Genomic DNA, 23,767 nt, shown 5'->3' with positions numbered 1-23,767 from the left:
GCCCGTTTGGTCGTGAGCCTCGAATTATATGCTATTTGCGCAATTAATGAAGGGCTGCGGGGCCGAACGTGCTATTGCGACGCCGTTTCGGGCGCGCCGCGCGATTTCAACCAGACATATGCGAAGAGCACTGCCCCGAACGCCAGTGCCGCTGCCGCGACCAGCAAGGGCAGCTGGAACGAGCCGGTGCGCTGCGCCAGCGGCGCGGCAAAGAGTGGCCCGACGATCTGCCCCACGCCGTACGAAGCCGTCGCATAGCCGATCAGCCCTGCCACCGCGTTGCCACGCAGCCGGCGCGCATCCCGCATCGCAAAAAGAGTGATTGCGGTGAACGGCATGCCCAGCAGCAGGCTGCCGAGTGCGAAACCGGGAATGCTGGGCCAGGCGACCGACAGCACCACCCCCAGCGCCTGCAGCGCATAAGCCACTGCCAGCAGCAGGCGATTGTCCCAATGCGTCGGGGCGCGGGCCCCGATCAGCGCGCCCGGGATGATCGCCACCCCGAACAGCGGCCAGAAGAAGTCCGGCCACGACGACCCCGGCAGTGCCTGACGGGCGATCACCGGCAGGAAGGTGGCGGTGATGATGTAGCCGAAGCCCGCCAGCCCGTACAGCGCGACGAGCCAGATCGCGTCGCTGCGATCGTCGGGCCCGGCCACACGGGCCGAGGCTGCCGGCGCCGCAGCCGCCGAACCGCCGGCCGGAGCCTTTTCGCCGTCGTCGAACACCCGCCAGATCAGCGCGATCAGTACCAGCGCAAGGATGCCGAGTCCGATCCAGCCCGCATCGGAACCCCACTGCCCCAGCGCGCCGCCGAGCAGGCCCGTCATGGCGATCCCGATCCCCGGGCCGGTGTAGATCACCCCGGCCAGCGTCGGCGCGTTCGTCTCGGCAAGCCTGCGCAGGCCCCAGCCCGAAGCGAAGACGAAGACCCACGCGCTCATCACGCCAGCTGCGGTGCGCAGCACGCCCCAGCTCGTGAAGCTGTGCAGCAGCCCCATGCCCACCAGCAGAGCGGCCGTGGCCAGCAGGCCGCCCCGCACCATGCTCGATGCCTTGATGCCGATCGCCGCGCAGCTCACGGCGCCGAGGAAGTAGCCCAGGTAGTTGAGCGACGCCAGCACACCGCCTGCGGCCAGCTCCAGCTTTCCCTCGTGCAGCATGATGGGCAACATGGGCGTGAAGGCGAAGCGCCCCAGGCCCATCGCCACCGCAAGGGTGACCATGCAGGCCAGGGCCGCGCGCCAGGCTCCGCGCCGGTCGCGTCCGATTTCCGACATTCTTGTTTCAGTCTCCGTCTTATTCCAGCAGCGCGGCGGCCACCAGCTTCTTCGTATAGGGGTGTTCGGGCGCGTCCAGCACCCGTTCGACCGGCCCGGTTTCGAGGATGGCGCCGTCCTTCATCACGATGACGTTGTGCGCCATCGCGCGGATCACCTCCACGTCGTGCGTGATCAGCAGGTAGCTCAGGCCTCGCTCGCGCTGCAGCCGCTGCAGCAGGCCGAGCACCTGCTTCTGGATGGTGACGTCGAGCGCGCTGGTGGGCTCGTCGAGCACTAGCAGCCGCGGATCGACGATCAGCGCCCGCGCGATCGCCAGCCGCTGGCGCTGACCGCCCGAAAATTCGTGCGGATAGCGCTCGAGAAGCGACGGAAACTGCGCCTCCGTCAGCCCGACGTCGGCCAGCGCCGCCAGCGCCCGCGTGCGCCTCGCCTCGACGCCCAGCTCCGGCGCATGCACGCGCAGGCCCTCCCCCACGATCTGCTCGACCGTCATGCGCGGCGAGAGCGAGGAGAACGGATCCTGGAAAACCACCTGCATCACCCGCCGCAGCCCCAGGTCGGAGGCGCGATCGACCGCCCAGCCCTTGCCCGCGACAGTCAGCGCGCCCTTGTGCTTGAGCAACCCCAGCGCCGCGAGCGCGAGCGTCGACTTGCCCGAGCCCGACTCGCCGACCACGCCCAGCGTCTCGCCCGGCGCAATGCGGAAGTCGGCGCCCTGCACCGCCACGAACTCGCCCTTGCCGAACCACCCGGCGAATCCCGGCTTCGGCACCGGATAGGTCACCCGCAGCGCGCTGGCCTCGATCAGCGGCGCCGCACCCGTATTCACGGCCACGGCCGCCACGTCGCGCTCGGGATGGCTGTCGATCAGCTTGCGCGTGTAGGGATGCTGCGGCGCCTCGAACACCGATACCACCGGGCCGTGCTCGACGATATGGCCACTCTCCATGACCACCACGCGATCGGCGAAGCGGCGAACCAGGTTCAGGTCGTGCGTGATGAGCAGCACCGCCATGCCATGCTTGCGCTGCAGGTCGGCCAGCAGGTCGAGGATCTGCGCGCGCACCGTCACGTCGAGCGCGGTGGTCGGCTCGTCGGCCAGCAGCAGGCGCGGCTTGCAGGCAAGCGCCATGGCGATCATCGCGCGCTGCCGCTGACCGCCCGAAAGCTGGTGCGGAAACGCCCTCGCCCGCCGCGCCGGCTCGGGGATGCCCGTATCGGCCAGCAGCTGGACCGCTGCCGCCTGCGCCTCTCGCTTCGAGAGGCCCTCATGAAGCTCGAGCACCTCGGCGATCTGGTCGCCCACGGTGTAGAGCGCGTTCAGCGCGGTCATCGGCTCCTGGAAGATCATCGCGATCTCCTTGCCGCGGATGCCGCGCAACTGGCGCTCGGGAATGGTCAGCAGGTCGCGTGGCCCATGCTGTTTCTGTTCCTTCTGTCCGTTGCCGAAGAGCCGGGCGCTGCCCGAAAGCTCCGCGTTCTGAACCAGCCGCAGCAGCGACAGCGCGGTGACGGTCTTGCCCGAGCCCGATTCGCCAACCAGGGCGAGCTTCTCGCCCGCAGCCATCCGGAAGTCGATGCCGTGCACGACCTCCTTGCCGCCGAAGGCGACGCGCAGGTCCTCCACTTCGAGCAGCGGCTGCTGATGGCCGGTGGTTTGTTGTGCGTCGCTGCTCATCACTTGTCGGCCTTCCGGGGATCGAGCGCGTCGCGCAGGGCGTCGCCCATGAAGGTCAGCAGCATGAGCGTGACGACGAGCACCACGAAGGTGGACAGCGAGATCCACCAGGCATCGATGTTGCCCTTGCCTTGGCTCAGCAGCTCACCAAGCGACGGAGTACCCGGCGGCACGCCGAGCCCGAGAAAGTCGAGCGAAGTCAGCGCAAGGATCGCCGCGCTCATTCGAAACGGCAGGAAGGTGACGACCGGCACCATGCTGTTGGGAAGGATGTGGCGCCACATGATCTGCAGGTTGCCCACGCCGAGGGCCCTCGCCGCGCGTACGTAGTCCATCTGCCGGTTGCGCAGGAACTCTGCACGGACATAGTCGGACAGCCCCATCCAGCCGAACAGGCTCAGCAATATCAGCAGCAGCGCCACACTGGGCGTGAAGATTGCGCTGAAGATGATCAGCAGGTAGAGCTCCGGCATCGCACTCCAGATCTCGATAAGGCGCTGGAAGGTCAAATCTGTCTTGCCCCCGAAGAAGCCCTGTGCCGCACCGGTCGCAACCCCCAGCACCACACCGATCACCGTGAGCGCTAGCGCGAACAGCACGCTCACGCGGAAGCCATAGATCAGTTGCGCCAGCAAATCGCGCCCCCGCTCGTCCGTGCCGAGCAGGTTTTCGCGCGACGGCGTCGCGGGGTTCGGGGGTTTCGAGAAATAGTTGAGCGTGCCGGGGCCGTAGCGATTGGGCGCGTAGATCGCCCAGTTGCCGCCTTGCGTGATGCGCTGCTCGATGAACGGGTCCAGGTAGTCGGTGGGCGTCTCGAAGTCGCCACCGAAGGTTTTCTCGGAATAGTCACGCAGCACAGGGAAATAGGTCTGGCCCTCGTAGCGCACGATGAGCGGCTTGTCGGTGGACAGCACCTCGGCGAAAAGGCTCAGCACTACCAGTGCCGAAAAGATCACCAGGCTCCAGAACCCGAGCGGGTTGCGGCGAAAGCGTCGCCAGGCGCGGCGCCCCGGGCTCACCGACACCACGACGGGCATTTCTTTCTTCCTGTCAGTCAAACTTCACCCTCGGATCGACCCAGACATAGCAGAGATCGGAGATGAGCTTGGTCACCAGTCCGATCAGCGTGAATAGATAGAGCGTGCCCAGAAACACCGGGTAATCCCGCCGCAACACGCTCTCGTAGCTCAGGAGGCCCATGCCGTCGAGCGAGAACAGCGTCTCGATCAGCAGCGCGCCCGCAAAGAAGGCGCCGATGAACGCTGCCGGAAAGCCCGTGATGATCGGAATCAACGCGTTGCGCAGCACGTGCTTCCACAGCACCTGACGCTCGGCCAAGCCCTTGGCACGCGCCGTCAGCACATATTGTTTGCGGATCTCCTCCAGGAAGGAATTCTTGGTGAGCATCGCGGTGATCGCGAAGCTGCCGAGCACCATCGCCGTCACCGGCAAGGTGATATGCCACAGGTAGTCGACGATGCGCGCGCCCCAGCTCAGCGACTCCCAATTCGGCGAGGTCAGCCCGCGCAGCGGGAACCACTGGAGCTGGCCTCCGAAAATCACCAGCAGCGCCACCCCGAGCACGAAGCCCGGAATGGCATAGCCGACCAGCACGAACAGCGTGGTGAGGAAGTCGAAACGCGACCCGGCGCGCACCGCCTTCGCCACGCCAAGCGGGACCGCTATGAGGTAGCTGATGAAGAAGGTCCAGAGCCCGAGGCTGATGGAGACAGGCAGCTTCTCCTTGATGAGCTGCCACACATCCTTGCTCTGAAAAAAGCTCTTGCCCAAGTCGAAGCGGGCGAACTGCTTGAGCATCTGCCAGAAGCGCTCCGGCGCGGGCTTGTCGAAGCCGTAGAGCGCCTTGATCTCCGCCACCTGCTTGGCATCGAGGGCGCGCCCGGCGGGGCCGCCGGAGATGCGGTTCTCCTTGTTCGTCAGCTGCGACAGCAACTGCTCGGCCGGCCCGCCCGGAACGAACTGGACGATGATGAAATTGATCAGCAGCACCCCGAACAGCGTGGGAATGATCAGCAGAAGGCGTCTGAGCAGGTAGGCGGCCATGCGGTCTGGTCTGTCCGTGTCTCTGTTTTGCGTGTCTGGTTCAGCTACTTCGCGGCGGGGTCGATCCACCACATCGTCAGCATTGCCGAACCGGCGAGAAGCCGCTGAGGCAGCGGCGCCTCGGGCCGGTGCAGCTTGCGCTTGTGCGCGATGAAATACTGCTTGCCGTAGTACATCGGAATCACGTAGTTCTGATGGAGCAAGTAACGGTCCAGCAGGCGCGCACCCGCTGCGAGCGACTTGCGGTCAGGGGCGTTGACGATCACCTCCAGAATTTCGTCGATCACCGGATCACTGATGCCGCCGAGGTTCTGGCTGCCCTTCTCGTTGGCCGACTTGGAACCGAAATCGTCAAACAGCTCGTTACCCGGGCTTGACGAGCCGCCCGCGATGTTGATGGCCATGTCGAACTCGAGGTCGTCCTGCTTCTTCTTCAGCAGGCTCGGGTCGCGAAGCCGGTAGTCGAGCGTGATCCCGAGCTTGGCGAGATTGCGCGCATAGGGCGCCAGCACCACGCCTGAGCTGCGGTCCGCGATGTCGAAATTGATGACGAAGGGCGTGCCATCCTTGTCGCGCAGGGCGCCGTTTCTGTAGGTCCAGCCCGCCTCACGCAGCAGCTCCTGCGCGCGCACGAGATTGCGGCGCAGACCTTCGGCAGTGTCTCCGCTGGCGGCCGGGCGCGGCAACTCGCCCTTGGTGTTGTCGAGGTACCGCTGCCTGTTCTTCAGATGCTCGATGAGCGACTGCTCTTCCGGGCTCACCTCAGGCTGGGCCATCAGGTCGTCGCTGTTCTGGAAGTAGCTCGTTGTGCGCGCCCGCCGCCCGTAGAACAGGTGCTGGTTGAGCCAGTCGAAATCGAAGGCCAGAGCGAGCGCCTGACGCACGCGCATGTCCTGGAAGCGAGGCTGCCGCAGGTTGGGCACCAGACCCTGCATGCCGGTGAAGCGGCGGTGCGAGATCTCTTCCTTGATCAGCTCGCCGGAATCGAAGCGCCGTCCCTTGTAGCGGCGCACCCAGGCGATGATCGAGCCCTCCTCCATCGCATCGAGCGAGCCGGCCTTCAGCGACTCCTCCTCGCCGAGCTTGTCCTTGAAGTACTGGTAGGAAACCGAGCCGAAGTTGAACATCCCCTTGCGAACCGGCAGGTCCGCGGCCCAATAGTCCGGACGCCGACGATAGGAGATGTACTTGCCGAAGTCGACCTTGTCCACGACATACGGGCCGCTGGCGATCGGTGGCTCGCTCACGATCTGGTCGAATGGCTTGCCCTTGCCCCACTCGCTGGAGAACACCGGCAGCTGGCCAATGATCATGTGCAGCTCGGAATTCTGGCGCTTGAAGTCGAAGCGGATGGTGCGCTCGCCGACCACCACGGCGTCCTTGATGTCCACCCAGTAGGAGCGGAAGGTCGGTCCGGCCTGCTTGCTCATCAGGGTGTCGAAGGAGTACTTCACGTCCTTCGCGAGCACAGGTGCCCCGTCGGAGAACGTCGCCTTCGGGTTCAGACGGAAGGTGACGCTCAGGCGGTCCGGCGCCAGTTGCACGTCCTCAGCGAGCAGGCCGTAGTTGGAGAAGGGCTCATCCTCGCTGGGCGTCATCAGCGAGTCGAATATCAGGCCGTACTCGGAAAACACGAAACCGTTGGAGCTGTAGCCCATGCCCACCGGCGGCACGCCCCTGAGCGTGAACGGATTGAGCTTGTCGAAGCTCCCGCTGGAAGACAGGACCAGGTCGCCGCCTTTGGGGGCGTCGGGGTTGACATAGTCAAAATTCTTGAAGGACGCCGGATACTTGGGCTCGTAGCCCATACCCAGGCCATGCGCTCCCCACGAGGGAAGCGCCAAGAGAGCCAACATCAGAAGCAGCCAACCTCGCATGCGAGAATTCTGCCCAAGATTTTCACAAGGCAACCTCATGGGCTTTCTTTCGGGCAAGAAACTGCTGATCACCGGTGTATTGAGCAATCGCTCCATTGCTTATGGCATTGCCAAGGCCTGTCACGACCAGGGCGCGGAGCTCGCCTTCAGCTACGTCGGCGAGCGATTCAAGGACCGTATCACCGAATATGCCGCAGACTTCGGTTCGAAGCTGATTTTCGACTGCGACGTGAGCGACGATGCCCAGATCGACAAGCTCTTCGCCGACCTTGCCCAGGCCTGGCCCAAGTTCGACGGCTTCGTGCACAGCATCGGCTTCGCGCCGCGCGAGGCCATCGCGGGCGACTTCCTCGACGGGCTGTCGCGCGAGGGCTTCAAGGTCGCGCACGACATCAGTGCATACAGCTTCCCGGCAATGGCCAAGGCGGCCCTGCCCTATCTGAACGACAAGTCGGCCCTGCTCACGCTGACCTACCTTGGCGCCGAACGCGCGCTGCCCAACTACAACACCATGGGCCTGGCCAAGGCCTCGCTGGAAGCCTCGGTGCGCTACACCGCGGCCTCGCTGGGCCCGAAGGGTATGCGCGTCAACGGCATCAGCGCGGGCCCGATCAAGACGCTGGCGGCCAGCGGCATCAAGGGCTTTGGCAAGATGCTGGCGGCCGTGGCCGACGCATCGCCGATCCGGCGCAACGTGACCATCGAGGAAGTCGGCAACGTCGCGGCCTTCCTGCTGAGCGACCTGGCCAGCGGCGTGACCGCCGAGATCACCTACGTGGACGGCGGCTTCAGCAACGTGGTCGGCGGCATGGCCGAGTAAGCGTCCCGACGCCCACCGAAACGGGCCGCGCGAGCGGCCCTCGCTTTTTAGCTATTCATTCCATAGCAACGTGCTGAACCGCCGACTTCTGCTGCTCGCCGCCTTCGGGCTGGCCGCTTCGCCGGCCGTGGCGCTCGCGCGCGAGCCTGCACCATCGTTGCTCCTTGCCGAAACCTATCGGCCCGGCATGTCGCTGGCGGACTACTGGGTCAGCGAGAAGTACGACGGCGTGCGCGCCTTCTGGGACGGCAAGCAGCTCTGGACGCGCGGGGGCGAGCGCATCGTCGCCCCGGCATGGTTCACTGCCCCACTGCCGAAGCAGCCACTGGACGGCGAGCTCTGGGCCGGCCGGGGCCGGTTCGAGCACGCCGTATCGACCGCTCGCAACCAGACGCCCAACGACATCGCGTGGCACGAGATGCGCTACATGGTCTTCGACCTGCCCGCACAGCCCGGCGACTTCACGACGCGGCTCGCGGCCCTGCGCAAGCTGCTGCCGATCACAGACGCCCCCTGGGTCGTGCCCGTGCCGCAGGAGCGCGCCACCACACACGAAGCCCTGCAGGCGCTGCTCGACAAGACGGTGAAGATGGGCGGCGAAGGCCTGATGCTGCACCGCGGCGCCTCCGGCTACCGCGGCGAGCGCAGCAACGATCTGCTGAAGGTCAAGCCCTACGAAGATGCCGAAGCCCGGGTGGTCGAGCATGTCCTGGGCAAGGGCAGGCACAGCACCAGGCTCGGCGCCCTGGTGGTCGAGACGCCCGAGGGCAAGCGCTTCAGGCTGGGCGGAGGCTTCACCGACGCGCAGCGCGAGAACCCGCCGCCCGTCGGCAGCTGGGTGACCTACCGCTACAACGGGACCACGGCCAAGGGCCTGCCCCGGTTCGCGCGCTTCATGCGGGTGCGCGAGGGCTGACCGGCCGATCGATCAGCCCCTCGGAGTTCCTTGCCCCTTACTTCGATTCCTTGACGCAGTCGGCGTAGTAGCGCTTCTTGCCCGTCTCGTCGACGCGCGCCACCAGACCGTGGATGTCGGTCTCGAAACCCGGGCACTGCGTGTTGAACTCGCGCGAGAACTTGAGGTAATCGACGATCTTCTTGTTGAACACTTCGCCCGGGATCAGAAGCGGAATGCCCGGCGGGTACGGCGTGATCAGGCTGGTGGTGATGCGGCCTTCGAGTTCGTCGATTTCCACCCGCTCGGTCTTGCGGTGCGCGATGTGGGCGAAGGCGTCGCTGGGTTTCATGGCCGGCGTGAGATCGCTCAGGTACATCTCGGTCGTGAGGCGGGCCACGTCGTAGCGCGCGTACAGCTGGTGGATGTGCTGGCACAGGTCGCGCAGACCCAGGCGCTCGTAGCCGGGGTGCTGCTGGCAGAACTCCGGCATGATGCGCCACATCGGCTGGTTGCGCGCGTAGTCGTCCTTGAACTGCTGCAGCGCCGTCAGCAGCGTGTTCCAGCGGCCCTTGGTGATGCCGATGGTGAACATGATGAAGAAGCTGTAGAGGCCGGTCTTCTCCACGATCACGCCGTGCTCGGCGAGGAACTTGGTCACCACGCTGGCCGGGATGCCGGTCTCGGCGAAGTTGCCTTCGAGGTCCAGGCCGGGCGTGACGATGGTCGACTTGATCGGGTCGAGCATGTTGAAGCCGTCGGCCAGCTCGCCGAAGCCGTGCCAGTTGCGCTGCGAGTTCTTGCCCTTGCCGGTCTTAGGCTGGCCGTTCTTCTCGCCGTGCATGATCCAGTCCTCGGCGCGGCCGATGCCCTCTTCGACGAGCTTCTCGGGGCCCCAGACCTTGAACCACCACTCGTCCTTGCCGAACTCCTCCTCGACCTTGCGCATGGCGCGGCGGAAGTCCAGCGCCTCGAGGATGCTCTCCTCCACCAACGCGGTGCCGCCGGGCGGCTCCATCATGGCGGCAGCCACGTCGCAGCTCGCGATGATCGCGTACTGGGGGCTGGTCGACGAGTGCATCAGGTAGGCCTCGTTGAAGAGGTCGCGGTCGAGCTGGCGGTTCTGCGAGTCCTGCACCAGCACGTGGCTGGCCTGGCTGATGCCGGCCAGCAGCTTGTGGGTGGACTGCGTGGCGAACACCAGCGATTCCTTCGGCCGGACCCGGCGCTTGCCCATCGCGTGGTAGGCACCGTAGAACGGGTGGAAGGCCGCGTGCGGCAGCCATGCCTCGTCGAAGTGCAGCGTGTCGACGTAGCCGTCGAGCATGTTCTTGATGGTCTCGGTGTTGTAGATCACGCCGTCGTAGGTCGACTGCGTGAGCGTCATCACACGCGGCTTGACCTTGTCGGCGTCCACGTCGGCCAGGAGGGGGTTGGCCTTGATCTTGGCCTTGATGGCGCTCTGCTCGAACTCGCTCTTGGGAATGGGGCCGATGATGCCGAAGTGGTTGCGCGTGGGCTTCATGAACACCGGAATCGCGCCGGTCATGATGATGGCGTGCAGGATGGACTTGTGGCAGTTGCGGTCGACCACCACCACGTCGCCCGGCGCCACCGTGTGGTGCCACACCATCTTGTTGCTGGTGCTGGTGCCGTTGGTCACGAAGAAGCAGTGGTCGGCGTTGAAGATGCGCGCCGCATTGCGCTCGCTGGCCGCGACCGGGCCGGTGTGGTCGAGCAGCTGGCCCAGCTCTTCCACCGCGTTGCAGACATCGGCGCGCAGCATGTTCTCGCCGAAGAACTGGTGGAACATCTGGCCCACAGGGCTCTTCAGGAACGCCACGCCGCCCGAATGGCCGGGGCAGTGCCAGGAGTAGGAGCCGTCTTCCGCGTAGTCGATCAGCGCCTTGAAGAACGGCGGCTGCACGCTCTCGAGGTAGCTCTTGGCCTCGCGGATGATGTGGCGCGCCACGAATTCGGGGGTGTCCTCGAACATGTGGATGAAGCCGTGCAGCTCGCGCAGGATGTCGTTGGGCAGGTGGCGCGAGGTCTTGGTCTCGCCGTAGATGTAGATCGGCACGTCGGCGTTCTTGCGCCGCACTTCGCCGATGAAGGTGCGCAGGTTAAGCACGGCCGGGTCGAGGTCGGGGCCGATGGTGAACTCCTCGTCGTCGATCGACAGGATGAAGGCGCTGGCGCGGCTTTGCTGCTGGGCGAACTGGCTCAGGTCGCCGTAGCTGGTGACGCCCAGCACTTCGAAGCCCTCCGTCTCGATGGCCTGCGCGAGCGCGCGGATGCCGAGGCCCGAAGTGTTTTCGGAGCGGAAGTCCTCGTCGATGATGACGATGGGAAAGCGAAATTTCATGAGCAGGGCTCCGGACGGTCTGGCTGAGAGGTACACACAGGGCAATGTGGCGAGGCGCGAAGTGTACGGAATTCGGATGACGGCTCCGGTCAGCTTCGCGCAAGCCATCGGGTGGTGTCGGACAAGGCCGGCCCTGCTCTTCGCGCCGCAGTATCCCTACGCGGGGAAAGCGCTTGGAGCGGATGCCGCAGAATCACGCGGATCGAACAAGCAACAAGAGGAGTCGACATGGCAAATTCCACTGTCTGGTGGCTGATCGCGGGGGCGGCCATCGTGGTCGAGCTGCTCTCTGGCACCGTCTATCTCCTGCTGCTGGCGGCCGGCTTTGCGGCAGCAGCCATCTCGGCGCACCTGGGCTTCGGCACCGTCACGCAACTGATCGTGGCGGCCGTCATCGGCGTGGGGGCCGTGCTGGTCTGGTACGCGATCCAGCGCAAGCGCCCTCCCGCCCCGCCCACCGAAGCCAACCGCGACGTGAACCTCGACATCGGCGAGACCGTGCAGGTCGACGCCTGGAACCCGGACGGCACGGCGACCGTGCGCTATCGCGGCGCGCAGTGGACGGTGATCCAGCGTGCCGGCCGCACCCCCTCCACCGGCGAGCACCGCGTGGTCGAGGTGGTCGGCAGCCGGCTGGTGGTCGACAAGGTTTAGTCAGTCAGTCCGTCGTAGACAGAACTCAGAAAAGGAAGCGCACCATGGAATTCTCGGTACCCCTCATCATCCTGGTCATCGCGATCATCTTCATCAGCCAGTCGGTCAAGTTCGTGCCCCAGCAGAACGCCTGGATCCGCGAGCGGCTGGGCAAGTACCACGGCACGATGACGCCCGGCCCCAACTTCCTGATCCCGTTCATCGACCGGGTGGCCTACAAGCACAGCCTGAAGGAAATCCCGCTCGACGTGCCGAGCCAGATCTGCATCACCCGCGACAACACGCAGCTGCAGGTCGACGGCATCCTGTACTTCCAGGTGACCGATCCGATGCGCGCCAGCTATGGCTCGTCGAACTACATCGTGGCCGTGACCCAGCTCGCCCAGACCTCCCTGCGCAGCGTGATCGGCAAGCTGGAGCTCGACAAGACCTTCGAGGAGCGCGACGTCATCAACGCCCAGGTGGTGGCGGCGATCGACGAGGCGGCGCTGAACTGGGGCGTGAAGGTGCTGCGCTACGAGATCAAGGACCTGACGCCGCCCAAGGAGATCCTGCAGGCGATGCAGCGCCAGATCACGGCCGAGCGCGAGAAGCGCGCGCTGATCGCAGCATCCGAAGGCCGCCGCCAGGAGCAGATCAACATCGCCACCGGCGAGCGCGAGGCCTTCATCGCCCGCTCCGAAGGCGAGAAGCAGGCGCAGATCAACAACGCCCAGGGCGAGGCGGCAGCCATCACCGCGGTGGCCACGGCGACGGCGGATGCCATCGAGCGCGTGGCAGCGGCCATCCGCCAGCCCGGCGGCGAGCAGGCCGTGCAGCTCAAGGTGGCCGAGCGCGCGGTCGACGCCTACGGCAAGGTCGCTGCCGACTCCAAGACCACGCTGATCGTGCCCAGCAACATGACCGAAACCGCCTCGCTCATCGCCTCCGCGATGCGGATGGTGCAGGCCGGCAAGCCGTCGTCGCAAGGTCCGTCGAATCAGGGCTGATCTGACTGCTACAATCGAGGGCTTCGGAGCGGTGGATGAGCGGTTTAAGTCGCACGCCTGGAAAGCGTGTGAGGGTTAATAGCCCTCCGCGGGTTCGAATCCCGCCTGCTCCGCCAGAGAAACAAGAAGCCCAGGTTGCCAAAAGCACCTGGGCTTTTCTGTTTGGCAGCAGGGCTTTTCCGTTGCGCCCTCTCGTCATCCAGGATCGGGAAGCCGATGCGTTGCTTTCCAACAACCCCCGATGGCCTCGCAGGCGCTCGCGTCTGGCGCTACGATCCAAAGGTTCTACTTCCTCCAAAGCCCAAAGGAATCTCGATGGCCGGAAAACAGAAAAACCCGTCGCGCGGCACGACGACGCTGGATCGCACCCTCGAAAAAAGCGAGCAGGTGGCTGCCGACGTGCAACGGGCATCGGACAACCTCGCCGTGGTCAACACGGTGCTCGAACAGGAACTGCCCGAGGAGGTACAGGTCGGCGAGGTGGCGCAGGCGATCGAGCACACCAGCCAGCTCGAGGAAAAGCTGGCCAAATCCGCAGAGAAGCTTGCCGAGGTGAACGCAGCCCTGAGCGAAGAGATCGAGAAGCGGCTCGAGGTGACGGCCGAACGCGACGAGAGCCAGGCAATGGCCGAGAAGCTCAAGGCCAAGATCCGCGCCGAGGGCGCCGACTGACCGGAGCTGCGGACCTCGTCCGTATCCCTTCTCCTACGCGGAGTCGGCGCCGGGCACGCTACGCTATTGGTTCTCAAGGCGAAACCACGGCATGGCCCTAATCACGTTCCTCGTCGAGGACAACAAGACCATCAGGGACAACCTGGTCCCGGCACTCGAGGATTTGGTCAATGGCCGTGTGGTCGGCTTCGCCGAGACCGAAAGCGACGCCCTCGCCTGGCTCGCCGCCCATCCCGATGAATGGCAGCTCCTGATCGTCGACCTCTTCCTCAAGGAAGGCTCCGGTCTCGGCGTTCTTGGCGGCTGCAAGGAACGCCGTCCCGGCCAGCGGGTGGTGGTGCTCAGCAACTACGTGACGGCGGACATCCGGGCGCGTTGCACGGCCCTCGGGGCGGATGCTGTGTTCGACAAGTCGCGCGACCTCGACGCCTTCATCGAGTACTGCAACGCCAACCGCCCGTCCGGCCTCGCGCCGCTCTGACGCTCTCCCCGCCCCCGCACGCAAATACGGCGGGCATGAAAAAAGGGCCCGAAGGCCCTTTTTTCGTTCCTGGCTGAAGCAGCTCAGCGCACCACGGCGATCTGGGTACGCGCGCCACCCTTGTAGGTGTACAGCGTCAGGGCGCCGTTCTTGATGTCGCCCTTCTCGTCGAAGGCGATCGGGCCGGTCACGCCCTTGTATTGCACCTTGCCGACTTCGGGCAGGTACTTGGCGGGGTCGGACGAACCGGCCTTCACCATGGCTTCGGCCAGCACGTTGACCGCGTCGTACACGTAAGGTGCATAGATCTGCACTTCGACGCCGTTCTTGGTCTTGAACTTGGCCTTGAAGTCTTCCAGCGGCTGCTTGAAGTCGCCGTCAACGCCGCCGGCTTCCGCGCACACCACCATGTCTTCGCCGATGGCATCGCCAGCCAGCTTCGGCAGTTCGCCGGTGCACAGGCCGTCGCCGCCCATGAACTTGACGTTCAGGCCCAGCTGCTTGACCTGCTTGAGCATCGGGCCGCCAACGGCGTCCATGCCGCCGAAGAACAGCACGTCGGGCTTGGCAGCCTTCAGCTTGGTCAGGATGGCGTTGAAGTCGGTCGACTTGTCGGTGGTGAATTCGTGGCCCACGATGGTGGCGCCAGCAGCCTTGGCCGCCTTCTCGAACTCTTCGGCGACGCCCTGGCCGTAGGCCGTGCGGTCGTCGATCACGGCGATGTTCTTGCCCTTGAGCGTTTCGACGGCGTACTTGCCCAGCGTGCCGCCGAGCTGCGTGTCGTCAGCCACGACGCGGAAGGTCGTCTTGAAGCCCTGGCGGGTGTACTTCGGGTTGGTGGCCGAAGGCGAGATCTGCGGAATGCCGGCGTCGCTGTACAGCTTGGAGGCAGGGATGGTGGTGCCCGAGTTCAGGTGGCCGACCACGCCGTTGACCTTTTCGTCCACCAGCTTCTGGGCGACTGCGGTGCCCTGCTTCGGGTCGCCAGCGTCGTCTTCGGGAACCAGTTCGAACTTGGCGACCTTGTCGCCGATCTTGATGCCCTTTGCATTCAGGTCTTCGATGGCCATCTTCGCGCCGAACTCGTTGTCCTTGCCGAGGTGGGCGATGGGGCCGCTGGTAGGTGCCACGTGGCCGATCTTGACGACCAGGGTGTCTCCGGCAGGTGCGGGTGCAGGTGCAGCCGCCGGGGCCGCGGCCGTTGGCGCGGGCGCTGCAGCGGGAGCAGCAGCTTCTTCCTTCTTGCCGCAAGCCACGAGCGTGATTGCAGCCAGTGCGACCGCAGTCCATTTCAATTGCATGGGAACCTCCAGAACTTGGATGAAAAGAGAATAAACAAACCGGTCGTGTGATCCGGGCGCGCAGACCTCGCAAGTTTCGCGCCGCGGACCAGCGGCACCCTCACGCCCTTCCGACCTGCGGCGCAGTTTAGCCCAGTATTCAGGGTCCGGAAGGTGGCGTAGACCCGGTGTTTTCGCTGAGTTCAGCGGCCATCGCCTCGATGACGAGCGCACGCAGAACAGCCTCTATTTCATTGCGCAAACGCGGCACCATTGCGTCGAGCTGATGCTGAACGGCAGCTGACACGGTGTCGCTCAAACGCTCCTCCAGCGACAGGTCGACGCGCTGCAGAACGCGGTGCAGCAATTGCTCTTCGAGGCTGACGATTTCCGCCTGCGAGAACTGCGCCGCCGGCGGCAGCGCCATCGAGTTCGTCGGGTCTGGCTGCGATGCCGGCGCGGCCTGCGGCTCGGGGCTCGCAGGCTCCGCGGGCATGTCGAGCACCGTGGTCAGCGTGGGGACGAACCGGGGCGGTGTGCGCAGCGTGCTGGCCATTTCAGGAACTCTTTGCGAAGTCGTGCGGCTGGATGGTGTAGCCACGATCGGCATAGTGGCGCCAGCGGGCTCGGCCGAGCTGCCGGTCGTTCGCCTCGTCGCTCACGATGTCGATCATGCGTTCGTAGCGCTCGAAGCCCGCGGGCACCTCGACGCCAAGGTTCACCAGCATCTCGCGGTGCGGCAGCAACGCCGCGTCGGCACCTTGCGACGACAGCACCACGGATGAGCGCGCGACCACATGCGCAGGGGCGTCGTCGCGGCAGTGCGCGACGAAGTCCACGGGCGACAGCTGCCAGAGAGCTCCATCCACCGCTTCGAGCGAGCGTGCATCGCCCACCACCACCACGCGCAGGCCGCGCGTGTTCACGGCCTTGCGAACCAGCCGGCAGGCGTAGTTCAGCTTGTCGCGCGCGTTGTAGTGAAAGCCGATCTCGGTCACTTCTCGGTCCGGGTCTTTCCTGCGGGAGCCGCGGCGGACTTGCCGGCCTTCTTGCCGACCTTGGTCTTGGCGCCGGCCTTGGCGCCTTGGGTGCCATCCTCAGCACCGGTGCTGCCCACGCGGCCCATCAGATAGGACACCAGCAGGCCCACCGGCCGGCCGGTCGAGCCCTTGGCCGCTCCGCTCTTCCATGCGGTGCCGGCGATGTCCAGGTGCGCCCATGCGAAGTCGCTGGCGAAGCGCTGCAGGAACTTGGCCGCGGTGATGGCGCCGCCCGCGCGGCCGGCGATGTTGGCCACGTCGGCGAAGTTGCTCTTCAGGCCCTCGGCGTAGTCGTCGTCCAGCGGCATGCGCCAGCAGCGGTCCTGCGAGGCCTCGCCTGCGGCCTCGAGCGCCGCTGCGAGCGTGTCGTCGCTGGAAAACAGGCCGCTGCGCACGCCGCCGAGGGCGATCACGCAGGCACCCGTCAGCGTAGCGATGTCGATCACGGCGGCGGGCTCGAAGCGCTTGGCGTAGGTCAGCGCGTCGCAGAGGATGAGCCGGCCCTCGGCGTCGGTGTTGAGCACCTCGATGGTCTGGCCGCTCATGCTGGTCACCACGTCGCCGGGCTTCACGGCACGGCCGTCGTTCATGTTCTCGCAAGAGGGGATGAGGCCGACGACGTTGATGGCAGGCTGGATGTCGCCCAGGGCGCGGAATGTGCCCAGCACGCTGGCCGCGCCGCACATGTCGAACTTCATCTCGTCCATCTCGGCGGCCGGCTTGAGCGAGACGCCGCCGGTGTCGAAGGTGATGCCCTTGCCGACCAGCACGACCGGCGCCTGGCTCTTGGGCGCGCCGTGGTAGCGCAGCACGATGAAGCGCAGCGGCTGCGCCGAGCCCTGCGCCACGGCGGCGAAGGAGCCCATGCCGAGCTTCTCGACCTCCTTCGGGCCCAGCACCTCGCACTTGATGTTCGGCAGCTTGCCGAGCTCCTTGGCGGCCTCGCCCAGCAGCGTGGGCGTGGCGTGGTTGGCGGGGCGGTTGCCCCACTCCTTGGCCAGCTCGATGCCGCGGACGGTGGCGCGGGCTTCGTTGAAGGGCTGGGAAACCGCGCCGGCGTCTGCAACGCCGATGGTCAGCTGGCGGATGCTGCGCGGCTCGGCCTTGGGCTTGGTGGTGGTGTAGACATAGCTCGCTTCAGCCGCCGCAATGACGGCTGCAGCCACCGCCGGGCCGTCGGCCGGCTGGGCGAACACCAGGGTCACGCGCCTGGCAGGCTGTGCCTTGGCCGCATTGACGGCCGCCGCCACCCCGCTGCGCACGGAAGCCGGCTTGCCGTCGCCGATGACGGCGAGCACCACGCGGCCGGCGACGACGCCTTCGGGACGGTAGAGGCTCAGCAGCTTGCCGGCCTTGTCGGGCAGGTCGCCGGCCTTGCGGGCGCTGGCGGCGAGCACGGAAAGCGGGTCCTTGGAGACGATGGGGGCGCTGCCGGCGAGCACGATCAGGACATCGGATTTCTCGGCTGCAGCCTGGGCGACGGTGAGGGTCTTGAGTTGAAAGTCCATAATCCTTTTTTTCCTCGAACGATGTTATTCCATTCTTCCCTACGCAAGGAGCTGTCGCGCAGCTTCGGAGCGACCCTCGTGGTACTGGTCACCATCGTGATGACCATGATGCTCATCCGCACCCTCGGGCTGGCGTCCAAGGGCAGTGTGAACCCGCAGGAGGTGTTCCTGGTGATGGCCTACACGGTGCTCGGCTACATGCCGACCATCCTGAGCCTGAGCCTGTTCATCGCCATCGTCGGCACCCTGTCGCGCATGTACCGCGACAGCGAGATGGTCATCTGGTTCTCCAGCGGGCGCGGCATGGCCGATTTCGTCAAGCCGCTGTTCCGTTTCGCCTGGCCGGTGCTGATCCTCATCGCCGTGATGGCGCTGGTGGGCTGGCCCTGGGCCAACTCGCAGACCATCGGCATGCGCAAGCAGTACGAGCAGCGCAGCGACATCGAGCGCGTGGCGCCGGGTGAATTCCGAGAATCGGCCGGCCGCGTGCGGGTGTTCTTCATCGACAAGGAGACGCCGGACAACTCCAAGGCCACCAACGTCTTCATCTGGTCGATCGAGCGCAACATGCAGATCACGACCTCGGCGCGCAGCGGCAGCATCGAGAACATCGGCGACTCGCGCTACCTCCTGCTCAACAACGGCCAGCGCCTAGAGCAGCCGATGGCGAACACCGGCCTGAAGATCAGCGAATTCAAGACCTACGGCACGCGCGCCGGCGGCAGCTCCGGCTTCGGCGACGACGCCACCCCGGCGCGTGCACGCACCACGCTGTCGCTGCTGACCGACGCGAGCGACATGAGCCGGGGCGAGCTGGCCTGGCGCATCGGCATGCTGCTGGCCGCCATCAACTTCGTGCTGCTGGCGCTGAACGTGTCCAGCGGCAACCCGCGCGTGGGCCGCAGCGGCAACCTGCTGCTCGCACTGTTCGCCTTCGTCGTCTACTACAACATGCTCAACCTCGGCCAGAGCTGGATCAGCTCGGGCAAGTTCGGCATGGGCGGCTTCATGCTGCTGCTGCACGGCGGCGTGCTGCTGATCAACCTGGCATGGCTGGGCGCCCGCCAGAACAACTGGGGACGCCGCATCCGGAAGAGCCCGTCCGCCACCGTCGCCGCGCCGCCATCCGCTCCCAGGATCGAACCCACGTGAAAACGATAAGACGCCTGATCTACGTCGAGGTGCTGAAGGCCGTCGCGTTCGTGACGCTCGGCTTCCTGAGCCTCTTCTTCTTCTTCGACTTCGTCGACGAACTGCAGTCCATCGGCAAGCCCGACAGCCTGAACTACGGGCCCGCGCAAGCGTTGCTGTACGTGGCCCTGCTGATCCCGAGCCACCTGTACGAACTGCTGCCGATCACCGTACTGATCGGCTCGATCTTCGTCATGGCACGGCTGGCGCAGAGCTCCGAATACACCATCCTGCGCACCAGCGGCCTGGGGCCCTGGCGCGCGCTGCGCACCCTGCTGATCATGGGCATCGGCTTCGTGGTGCTGACCTTCGCCGTAGGCGACTACATCGCGCCCATCTCCGAGCGTACGGGCCAGCTGCTCAAGGCCAGGTACCAGGGCACCTACTCGCTGGCCGGCAATACGGGCGCGTGGCTGAAGGAGAAGCGCGACAACGTCTCCTACGCGGTGAACGTGCTGGCCATCGATCGCAAGGGCGCGCTGAAGAGCCCGCGCATCTTCGAGTTCGACGAGAGCGGCTACATCAAGACCCAGATCACCGCGGCCTCTGCCACCATCGGTGACGACGGCCACTGGATGCTCACCGGCGTGGAAGAACAGAAATACGACACGCGCAGCTCGGCCGAACAGGCGCACATCGTCACCACCAAGCTGCCTCAACTGAACTGGCCGACCTCGCTGACCGGCGAGATGGTGTCGGTGGCGCTGCTGCGCCCCGACCGGATGAGCACGATCGACCTGTTCGACTACATCCGCCACCTCGACGCCAACGGCCAGACGGCGCAGCGCTACGAGATCGAGTTCTGGCGGAAGGTCTTCTATCCGCTGTCGTGCCTCGTGATGGTGGTGCTCGCCCTGCCCTTCGCCTACCTGCACTTCCGCCAGTCCGGCATCACGACCTACGTGTTCGGCGGCGTGATGATCGGCATCAGTTTCTTCCTGCTTAACAACGTGTTCGGCTACCTGGGCAATCTCAGCAACTGGTCGCCATGGCTCACGGCGGCGGCGCCGGGGCTGATCTACTCGGTGATGTCGCTCACGGCCTTCAGCTGGCTGGTGCTGCGGCGATGACGACCACCCAGGGAATCATCCTGCTGGCGCACGGCTCGCGCGACGAGCGCTGGCGCGAGCCCATCGAGGCGGTCGCCCGGCAGGTGCTCGCCGACGATCCCGGCGCCCGCGTGGCCTGCGCGTACATGGAACTGGCGACGCCCGACCTGCCCACGGCCGCCGAAACGCTGATTGGCGGTGGCGCAACGGCCGTCCGGGTGGTTCCGCTCTTCCTCGGCATGGGCAAGCACGCCCGCGAAGACCTGCCGCAGCAGGTCGAGGCGCTGCGCCAGCGCTGGCCCGCCGTAGGTTTCTCGCTGACCCGGATCGTGGGCGAAGAGCCCGAACTGGTCGATCTCCTGGCCAGGATTGCGGTCAAATCGTGAACATCCGGAAATTTCGATAGATTCCGAAGGCATAATGAATTCCGCAATAAGACGGAATTTGATATGAATCTGCATCAGTTCAAGTTTGTTCAGGAAGCCGTGCGGCGCAACCTGAATCTCACCGAGGCGGCCAAGGCACTGCACACCTCGCAGCCCGGGGTATCCAAGGCCATCATCGAGCTCGAGGAGGAACTGGGCGTCGAGATCTTCGCGCGCCACGGCAAGCGGCTGAAGCGCGTCACCGAGCCGGGCCAGCACGTCATCGCCAGCATCGAGCTGATCATGCGCGAGGTGGGCAACCTCAAGCGCATCGGCGAGCAGTTCAGCGCGCAGGACAGCGGCACCCTCTCCATCGCCACCACCCACACCCAGGCGCGCTACGTGCTGCCGGTGCCCGTGGCCAACCTGCGCGAGGCCTATCCCAAGGTCAACGTGAGCCTCCACCAGGGCTCGCCCGACCAGGTGGCGCGCATGGTGATCGACGAGATCGCCGAGATCGGCATCGCCACCGAGTCGCTCGACGGCTACGCCGAACTGGTGACCCTGCCCTGCTACGAATGGCAGCACGTGCTGGTGCTGCCCAAGGACCATCCGCTGGCCTCCAAGGAGCGCATCACGCTGGAGGACCTGGCGAGCGAGCCGATCATCACGTACCACCCCTCGTTCACCGGCCGCACGCGCATCGACCACGCCTTCGCCCAGAAGAAGCTCACGCCGCGCATCGCGCTCGAAGCCATCGACTCCGACGTGATCAAGACCTACGTGCGCCTCGGCCTGGGCGTGGGCATCGTGGCCGAGATGGCGGTGCGCGACGAGTCGAACGCCGACCTCGTGGTGCGCCCGATGGGCCATGTGTTCGGCCAGAATATCGCGCGGGTCGCGTTCAAGCGCAGCGCCTACCTGCGCAACTTCGTGTTCAAGTTCGCCGAGCTGCTCTCCGACCGCCTCGACCGCAACCTGATCGCGAAGGCTCTCAGCGGCCACCAACAAGACTACGAGCTGTAATAGGACCTCCCCCAGTCTTCGCGCACTTCGTGTCGCTTCGCCAACCCCCTCCGGGGGCGACACCAGCGGCCCGGCAAAGCCGGTTCCGCGGTGTCCCTGGAAGGGAGCGAGGACGGACGATAGGCTGGCGCAAGAACAACTGAAACCACGACATCATGAGCACGTCACCACGCACGCCCGACATCGTCACCAAGCTGCCGGCCGTCGGCACCACCATCTTCACCGTGATGTCGGCGCTGGCCGCGGAGAAAAACGCGGTCAACCTGGGCCAGGGCTTCCCGGACTTCCACTGCGATCCGAAGCTGCTGGAAGACGTGACGGCCGCGATGGCCGCGGGCCACAACCAGTACCCGCCGATGCCCGGCATTCCGGCGCTGCGCGATGCCATCTCGGCCAAGATCGCGGCGCAGTACGGCCATACGTACAGCGCGGCGACAGAGATCACCGTCACCGCCGGCGCCACGCAGGCGATCATCACGGCCATCCTCGCCGTGGTGCGCCCGGGCGACGAGGTGATCGTGCTGGAGCCCTGCTACGACAGCTACGTGCCCAACATCGAGCTGGCCGGCGGCAGCGTGGTGCGCGTGCCGCTGGTGCCTGGCACCTTCCGGCCCGATTTCGACAAGATCGCCGCCGCGCTCACGCCGCGCACGCGCGCCATCATCATCAACACGCCGCACAACCCGAGCGCCACGGTATGGACCGAGGCCGAGATGCGCCAACTCGAGGAACTGCTCGCGCCCACCGAGGTGTTCGTGATCAGCGACGAGGTCTACGAGCACATGGTGTTCGACGGTGCCCGCCACGAGAGCGTGGCGCGCTTTCCGGGGCTGGCCGCGCGCAGCTTCATCGTCAGCAGCTTCGGCAAGACCTACCACGTCACCGGCTGGAAGGTCGGCTACGTGGTCGCGCCCGCCCCGCTGATGGCGGAGTTCCGCAAGGTGCACCAGTTCAACGTGTTCACCGTGAACACGCCGATGCAGCATGCGCTGGCTCAGTACATGGCCGAGCCGAAGCCCTATCTCGAGCTGCCGGCCTTCTACCAGGGCAAGCGGGACCTGTTCGCCGCCGGCCTGGCCGAGAAGACCCGCTTCAGGCTGCTGCGCAGCGAAGGCAGCTACTTCCAGTGCGTGGACATCTCGGCGGTGAGCGACCTGTCCGAAGCCGAGTTCTGCCTGTGGCTCACGCGCGAGATCGGCGTGGCCGCCATCCCGCTGTCGGCCTTCTACGGCAACGGCTTCGACCAGCGCGTGGTGCGCTTCTGCTTCGCCAAGAAGGACGAGACGCTGCTCGCGGCGCTGGACCGCCTCGCACGCCTCTGACGGCTGCGGCTCGATGACCGCAGCCACCGCCCGATGCCCATCGCGATGAACAGGCCGCGCCGGGTGCTTCTGGCGCTGGCGCTCTCGTTCGTCGCAGCGGGCGTTCTTTCGCCCGTCGTGCCGCAAGTGGCCGGCAAGCCCTACTCGGCCATCGACGTTGCCCACGCCCTGCTCATCGGGGCGCTCAGCTACACGTGGTGCCGCGCCGAGGGGCTGGAGCGCGGCGTCGCACCGCCAGGGCGCTCGGCCTTGCTGGCGGGCCTGTTCCCCATCCTCGGCGTGCCGATCTATTTCTTCCGCACCCGTTCCTTCGCCAAGGCGCTCGTGGCGACGCTGGCGGCCGCCGCCTTCCTCGTCGCCTGCACCGTGCTGTCGGGCCTCTGCGCCATCGCGAGCGCAGCCCTCCTCGGAAGGCCCCTGCCCACATGAAGAACAACCCCGTTGCCATCCTGAGGCTCGTTTTCGGTGCGGTCGCCTTGGTGCTGTGCGCGGTCGCGTGGCTGCTGCACCACAACACGGCGTCCTTCATCGCCTCGGCCAGCCGCACGCAGGGCGAGGTGATGCGGCTGCTCTACGTCGAGAGCTCCGAGCGCCACGAATCGGGAGGCACCTGGAAACCGCTGGTGCGCTTCAAGGCGCCCTCGGGCGAGATCATCGAGTTCGCGCCGTCGAGCAGCAGCAGCCCGCCGGCCTACAGGGTCGGCGAGAAGGTCGATGTGTTCTTCGACCCGAACGACCCGCAGGACGCCATGCTCGACGGCTTCTTCTCGCTGTGGGGCGGCGCGCTCATCACGGGCGGGCTGGGCCTGGTTTTCCTGCTGGTGACGGCGGTGCTGCTGTTCGTGCCTGCAACCGCGCCGGCAAGGCGCCGACGCCCACGGTAGGACGCCGCCTGACCACCGGAGGCGCTGCCTTCCGGCGACATGCGCGACATGGCAGGGCGAGCATGACAGCTCATTGCAACAACGCCCTGGAGACCCTTATGTCGCTCTCGTTCATTCTGCTGATCATCCTCATCCTGCTGCTGATCGGCGCACTGCCGAGCTGGGGCTACAGCCGCTCCTGGGGCTACGGACCCAGCGGCGGCCTCGGCCTGGTGGTGGTGATCGTGGTGATCCTGGTGCTGATGGGACGCATATAGGCCTTGCAGCCACCGCGTCCCGGCCATAGGAAGCCAAGAAAAAGCCCGCGCAAGCGGGCTTTTTCTT

At 65.9% G+C, this 23,767-nt stretch carries 24 protein-coding genes and 1 tRNA gene; 15 read left to right on the top strand and 10 right to left on the bottom strand.

Annotation, left to right across the window (positions count from 1 at the left end):
* Window positions 1-71: 71 nt before the first annotated feature.
* Genes FHY06_RS02620 through FHY06_RS02600 form a run of 5 tightly spaced genes read right to left on the bottom strand, consistent with a single transcriptional unit; the run spans window position 72 to window position 6,974 of the window.
* Window positions 72-1,280, bottom strand: coding sequence for a YbfB/YjiJ family MFS transporter (locus tag FHY06_RS02620; RefSeq protein ID WP_184603220.1), 1,209 nt, complete (start codon window positions 1,278-1,280; stop codon window positions 72-74).
* A gap of 19 nt (window positions 1,281-1,299) precedes the next feature.
* Entirely contained in the window at window positions 1,300-2,961 is a 1,662-nt protein-coding gene (locus FHY06_RS02615; RefSeq protein ID WP_184603218.1) for an ABC transporter ATP-binding protein, read from the bottom strand.
* Entirely contained in the window at window positions 2,961-3,998 is a 1,038-nt protein-coding gene (locus tag FHY06_RS02610; protein ID WP_184603216.1) for an ABC transporter permease, read from the bottom strand. The genes FHY06_RS02615 and FHY06_RS02610 overlap by 1 nt, the downstream gene beginning before the upstream one ends.
* A gap of 13 nt (window positions 3,999-4,011) precedes the next feature.
* Window positions 4,012-5,025 (bottom strand): microcin C ABC transporter permease YejB, encoded by a 1,014-nt coding sequence (locus FHY06_RS02605; protein ID WP_184603213.1) that lies wholly within the window; start codon window positions 5,023-5,025, stop codon window positions 4,012-4,014.
* A 44-nt stretch (window positions 5,026-5,069) separates the two neighbouring features.
* Window positions 5,070-6,974: an extracellular solute-binding protein gene (locus tag FHY06_RS02600; protein WP_311733665.1), complete on the bottom strand. Its 1,905-nt coding sequence runs from the start codon at window positions 6,972-6,974 to the stop codon at window positions 5,070-5,072.
* Here FHY06_RS02600 and fabI point away from each other — a divergent pair.
* Complete coding sequence (gene fabI / locus FHY06_RS02595; RefSeq protein WP_019652817.1) at window positions 6,940-7,722, top strand: enoyl-ACP reductase FabI; 783 nt, start codon at window positions 6,940-6,942, stop codon at window positions 7,720-7,722. The two genes, FHY06_RS02600 and fabI, sit on opposite strands and share 35 nt — an antisense overlap.
* A gap of 70 nt (window positions 7,723-7,792) precedes the next feature.
* Complete coding sequence (locus FHY06_RS02590; protein WP_184603211.1) at window positions 7,793-8,638, top strand: DNA ligase; 846 nt, start codon at window positions 7,793-7,795, stop codon at window positions 8,636-8,638.
* 37 nt (window positions 8,639-8,675) lie between these two features.
* On the opposite strand, the gene FHY06_RS02585 is transcribed toward FHY06_RS02590, so the two are convergent.
* Window positions 8,676-10,982, bottom strand: a complete 2,307-nt coding sequence (locus FHY06_RS02585; protein WP_019652819.1) for an arginine/lysine/ornithine decarboxylase — start codon at window positions 10,980-10,982, stop codon at window positions 8,676-8,678.
* Between the two features lie 228 nt (window positions 10,983-11,210).
* On the opposite strand from FHY06_RS02585, the gene FHY06_RS02580 reads away from it, so the two are divergent.
* The 5 genes from FHY06_RS02580 to FHY06_RS02560 all read left to right on the top strand — a co-directional run bounded on the left by FHY06_RS02580 (window position 11,211) and on the right by FHY06_RS02560 (window position 13,778).
* Window positions 11,211-11,636: an NfeD family protein gene (locus FHY06_RS02580; RefSeq protein WP_019652820.1), complete on the top strand. Its 426-nt coding sequence runs from the start codon at window positions 11,211-11,213 to the stop codon at window positions 11,634-11,636.
* A 44-nt stretch (window positions 11,637-11,680) separates the two neighbouring features.
* Complete coding sequence (locus FHY06_RS02575; protein WP_132750919.1) at window positions 11,681-12,625, top strand: SPFH domain-containing protein; 945 nt, start codon at window positions 11,681-11,683, stop codon at window positions 12,623-12,625.
* Window positions 12,626-12,650: 25 nt separating this feature from the next.
* Window positions 12,651-12,741: transfer RNA gene (locus FHY06_RS02570), tRNA-Ser, on the top strand.
* A gap of 199 nt (window positions 12,742-12,940) precedes the next feature.
* Window positions 12,941-13,297: a hypothetical protein gene (locus FHY06_RS02565; RefSeq protein ID WP_184603209.1), complete on the top strand. Its 357-nt coding sequence runs from the start codon at window positions 12,941-12,943 to the stop codon at window positions 13,295-13,297.
* A gap of 91 nt (window positions 13,298-13,388) precedes the next feature.
* A complete protein-coding gene (locus FHY06_RS02560; RefSeq protein WP_019652823.1) occupies window positions 13,389-13,778 on the top strand; it encodes a response regulator in 390 nt (129 codons plus the stop codon).
* Between the two features lie 83 nt (window positions 13,779-13,861).
* On the opposite strand, the gene FHY06_RS02555 is transcribed toward FHY06_RS02560, so the two are convergent.
* The 4 genes from FHY06_RS02555 to FHY06_RS02540 form a co-directional block, all read right to left on the bottom strand.
* A complete protein-coding gene (locus tag FHY06_RS02555; protein WP_019652824.1) occupies window positions 13,862-15,079 on the bottom strand; it encodes a branched-chain amino acid ABC transporter substrate-binding protein in 1,218 nt (405 codons plus the stop codon).
* A gap of 139 nt (window positions 15,080-15,218) precedes the next feature.
* Complete coding sequence (locus tag FHY06_RS02550; RefSeq protein ID WP_019652825.1) at window positions 15,219-15,614, bottom strand: hypothetical protein; 396 nt, start codon at window positions 15,612-15,614, stop codon at window positions 15,219-15,221.
* A gap of 1 nt (window position 15,615) precedes the next feature.
* Window positions 15,616-16,056 (bottom strand): DNA polymerase III subunit chi, encoded by a 441-nt coding sequence (locus FHY06_RS02545; RefSeq protein ID WP_126181708.1) that lies wholly within the window; start codon window positions 16,054-16,056, stop codon window positions 15,616-15,618.
* Window positions 16,053-17,606 (bottom strand): leucyl aminopeptidase, encoded by a 1,554-nt coding sequence (locus FHY06_RS02540; RefSeq protein WP_184603206.1) that lies wholly within the window; start codon window positions 17,604-17,606, stop codon window positions 16,053-16,055. The genes FHY06_RS02545 and FHY06_RS02540 overlap by 4 nt, the downstream gene beginning before the upstream one ends.
* Before the next feature lie 21 nt (window positions 17,607-17,627).
* Here FHY06_RS02540 and lptF point away from each other — a divergent pair, with 21 nt between their 5' ends.
* From lptF to FHY06_RS02500, 8 genes are all read left to right on the top strand, one after another.
* A complete protein-coding gene (gene lptF / locus FHY06_RS02535) occupies window positions 17,628-18,758 on the top strand; it encodes an LPS export ABC transporter permease LptF (protein WP_184603204.1) in 1,131 nt (376 codons plus the stop codon).
* Complete coding sequence (gene lptG / locus FHY06_RS02530; protein ID WP_019652829.1) at window positions 18,755-19,867, top strand: LPS export ABC transporter permease LptG; 1,113 nt, start codon at window positions 18,755-18,757, stop codon at window positions 19,865-19,867. Before lptF ends, lptG begins: the two co-directional genes overlap by 4 nt.
* Complete coding sequence (locus FHY06_RS02525) at window positions 19,864-20,232, top strand: sirohydrochlorin chelatase (protein WP_184603201.1); 369 nt, start codon at window positions 19,864-19,866, stop codon at window positions 20,230-20,232. The genes lptG and FHY06_RS02525 overlap by 4 nt, the downstream gene beginning before the upstream one ends.
* A gap of 63 nt (window positions 20,233-20,295) precedes the next feature.
* Window positions 20,296-21,237: a CysB family HTH-type transcriptional regulator gene (locus FHY06_RS02520; RefSeq protein ID WP_019652831.1), complete on the top strand. Its 942-nt coding sequence runs from the start codon at window positions 20,296-20,298 to the stop codon at window positions 21,235-21,237.
* A gap of 155 nt (window positions 21,238-21,392) precedes the next feature.
* The gene (locus tag FHY06_RS02515; protein WP_184603199.1) at window positions 21,393-22,559 is read left to right on the top strand and encodes a pyridoxal phosphate-dependent aminotransferase; all 1,167 of its coding nucleotides are present in this window, start codon (window positions 21,393-21,395) and stop codon (window positions 22,557-22,559) included.
* Window positions 22,560-22,592: 33 nt separating this feature from the next.
* Window positions 22,593-22,988, top strand: coding sequence for a rard protein (locus FHY06_RS02510; RefSeq protein ID WP_132750914.1), 396 nt, complete (start codon window positions 22,593-22,595; stop codon window positions 22,986-22,988).
* Window positions 22,985-23,443 carry a DUF3592 domain-containing protein gene (locus FHY06_RS02505; protein ID WP_019652834.1) on the top strand — a complete coding sequence of 153 codons (459 nt, stop codon included), beginning with the start codon at window positions 22,985-22,987 and terminating at the stop codon, window positions 23,441-23,443. The genes FHY06_RS02510 and FHY06_RS02505 overlap by 4 nt, the downstream gene beginning before the upstream one ends.
* Window positions 23,444-23,541: 98 nt before the next feature.
* Window positions 23,542-23,700, top strand: a complete 159-nt coding sequence (locus FHY06_RS02500; RefSeq protein ID WP_019652835.1) for a DUF3309 family protein — start codon at window positions 23,542-23,544, stop codon at window positions 23,698-23,700.
* The last annotated feature ends 67 nt before the right edge of the window (window positions 23,701-23,767 follow it).

Origin of the sequence: Variovorax atrisoli, assembly GCF_014195185.1 — a bacterium.
GTDB lineage: Bacteria > Pseudomonadota > Gammaproteobacteria > Burkholderiales > Burkholderiaceae_C > Variovorax > Variovorax atrisoli.
The sequence above is the reverse complement of the archived record's forward strand: the minus strand, read 5'-3'. Positions and strand labels throughout refer to the sequence as shown.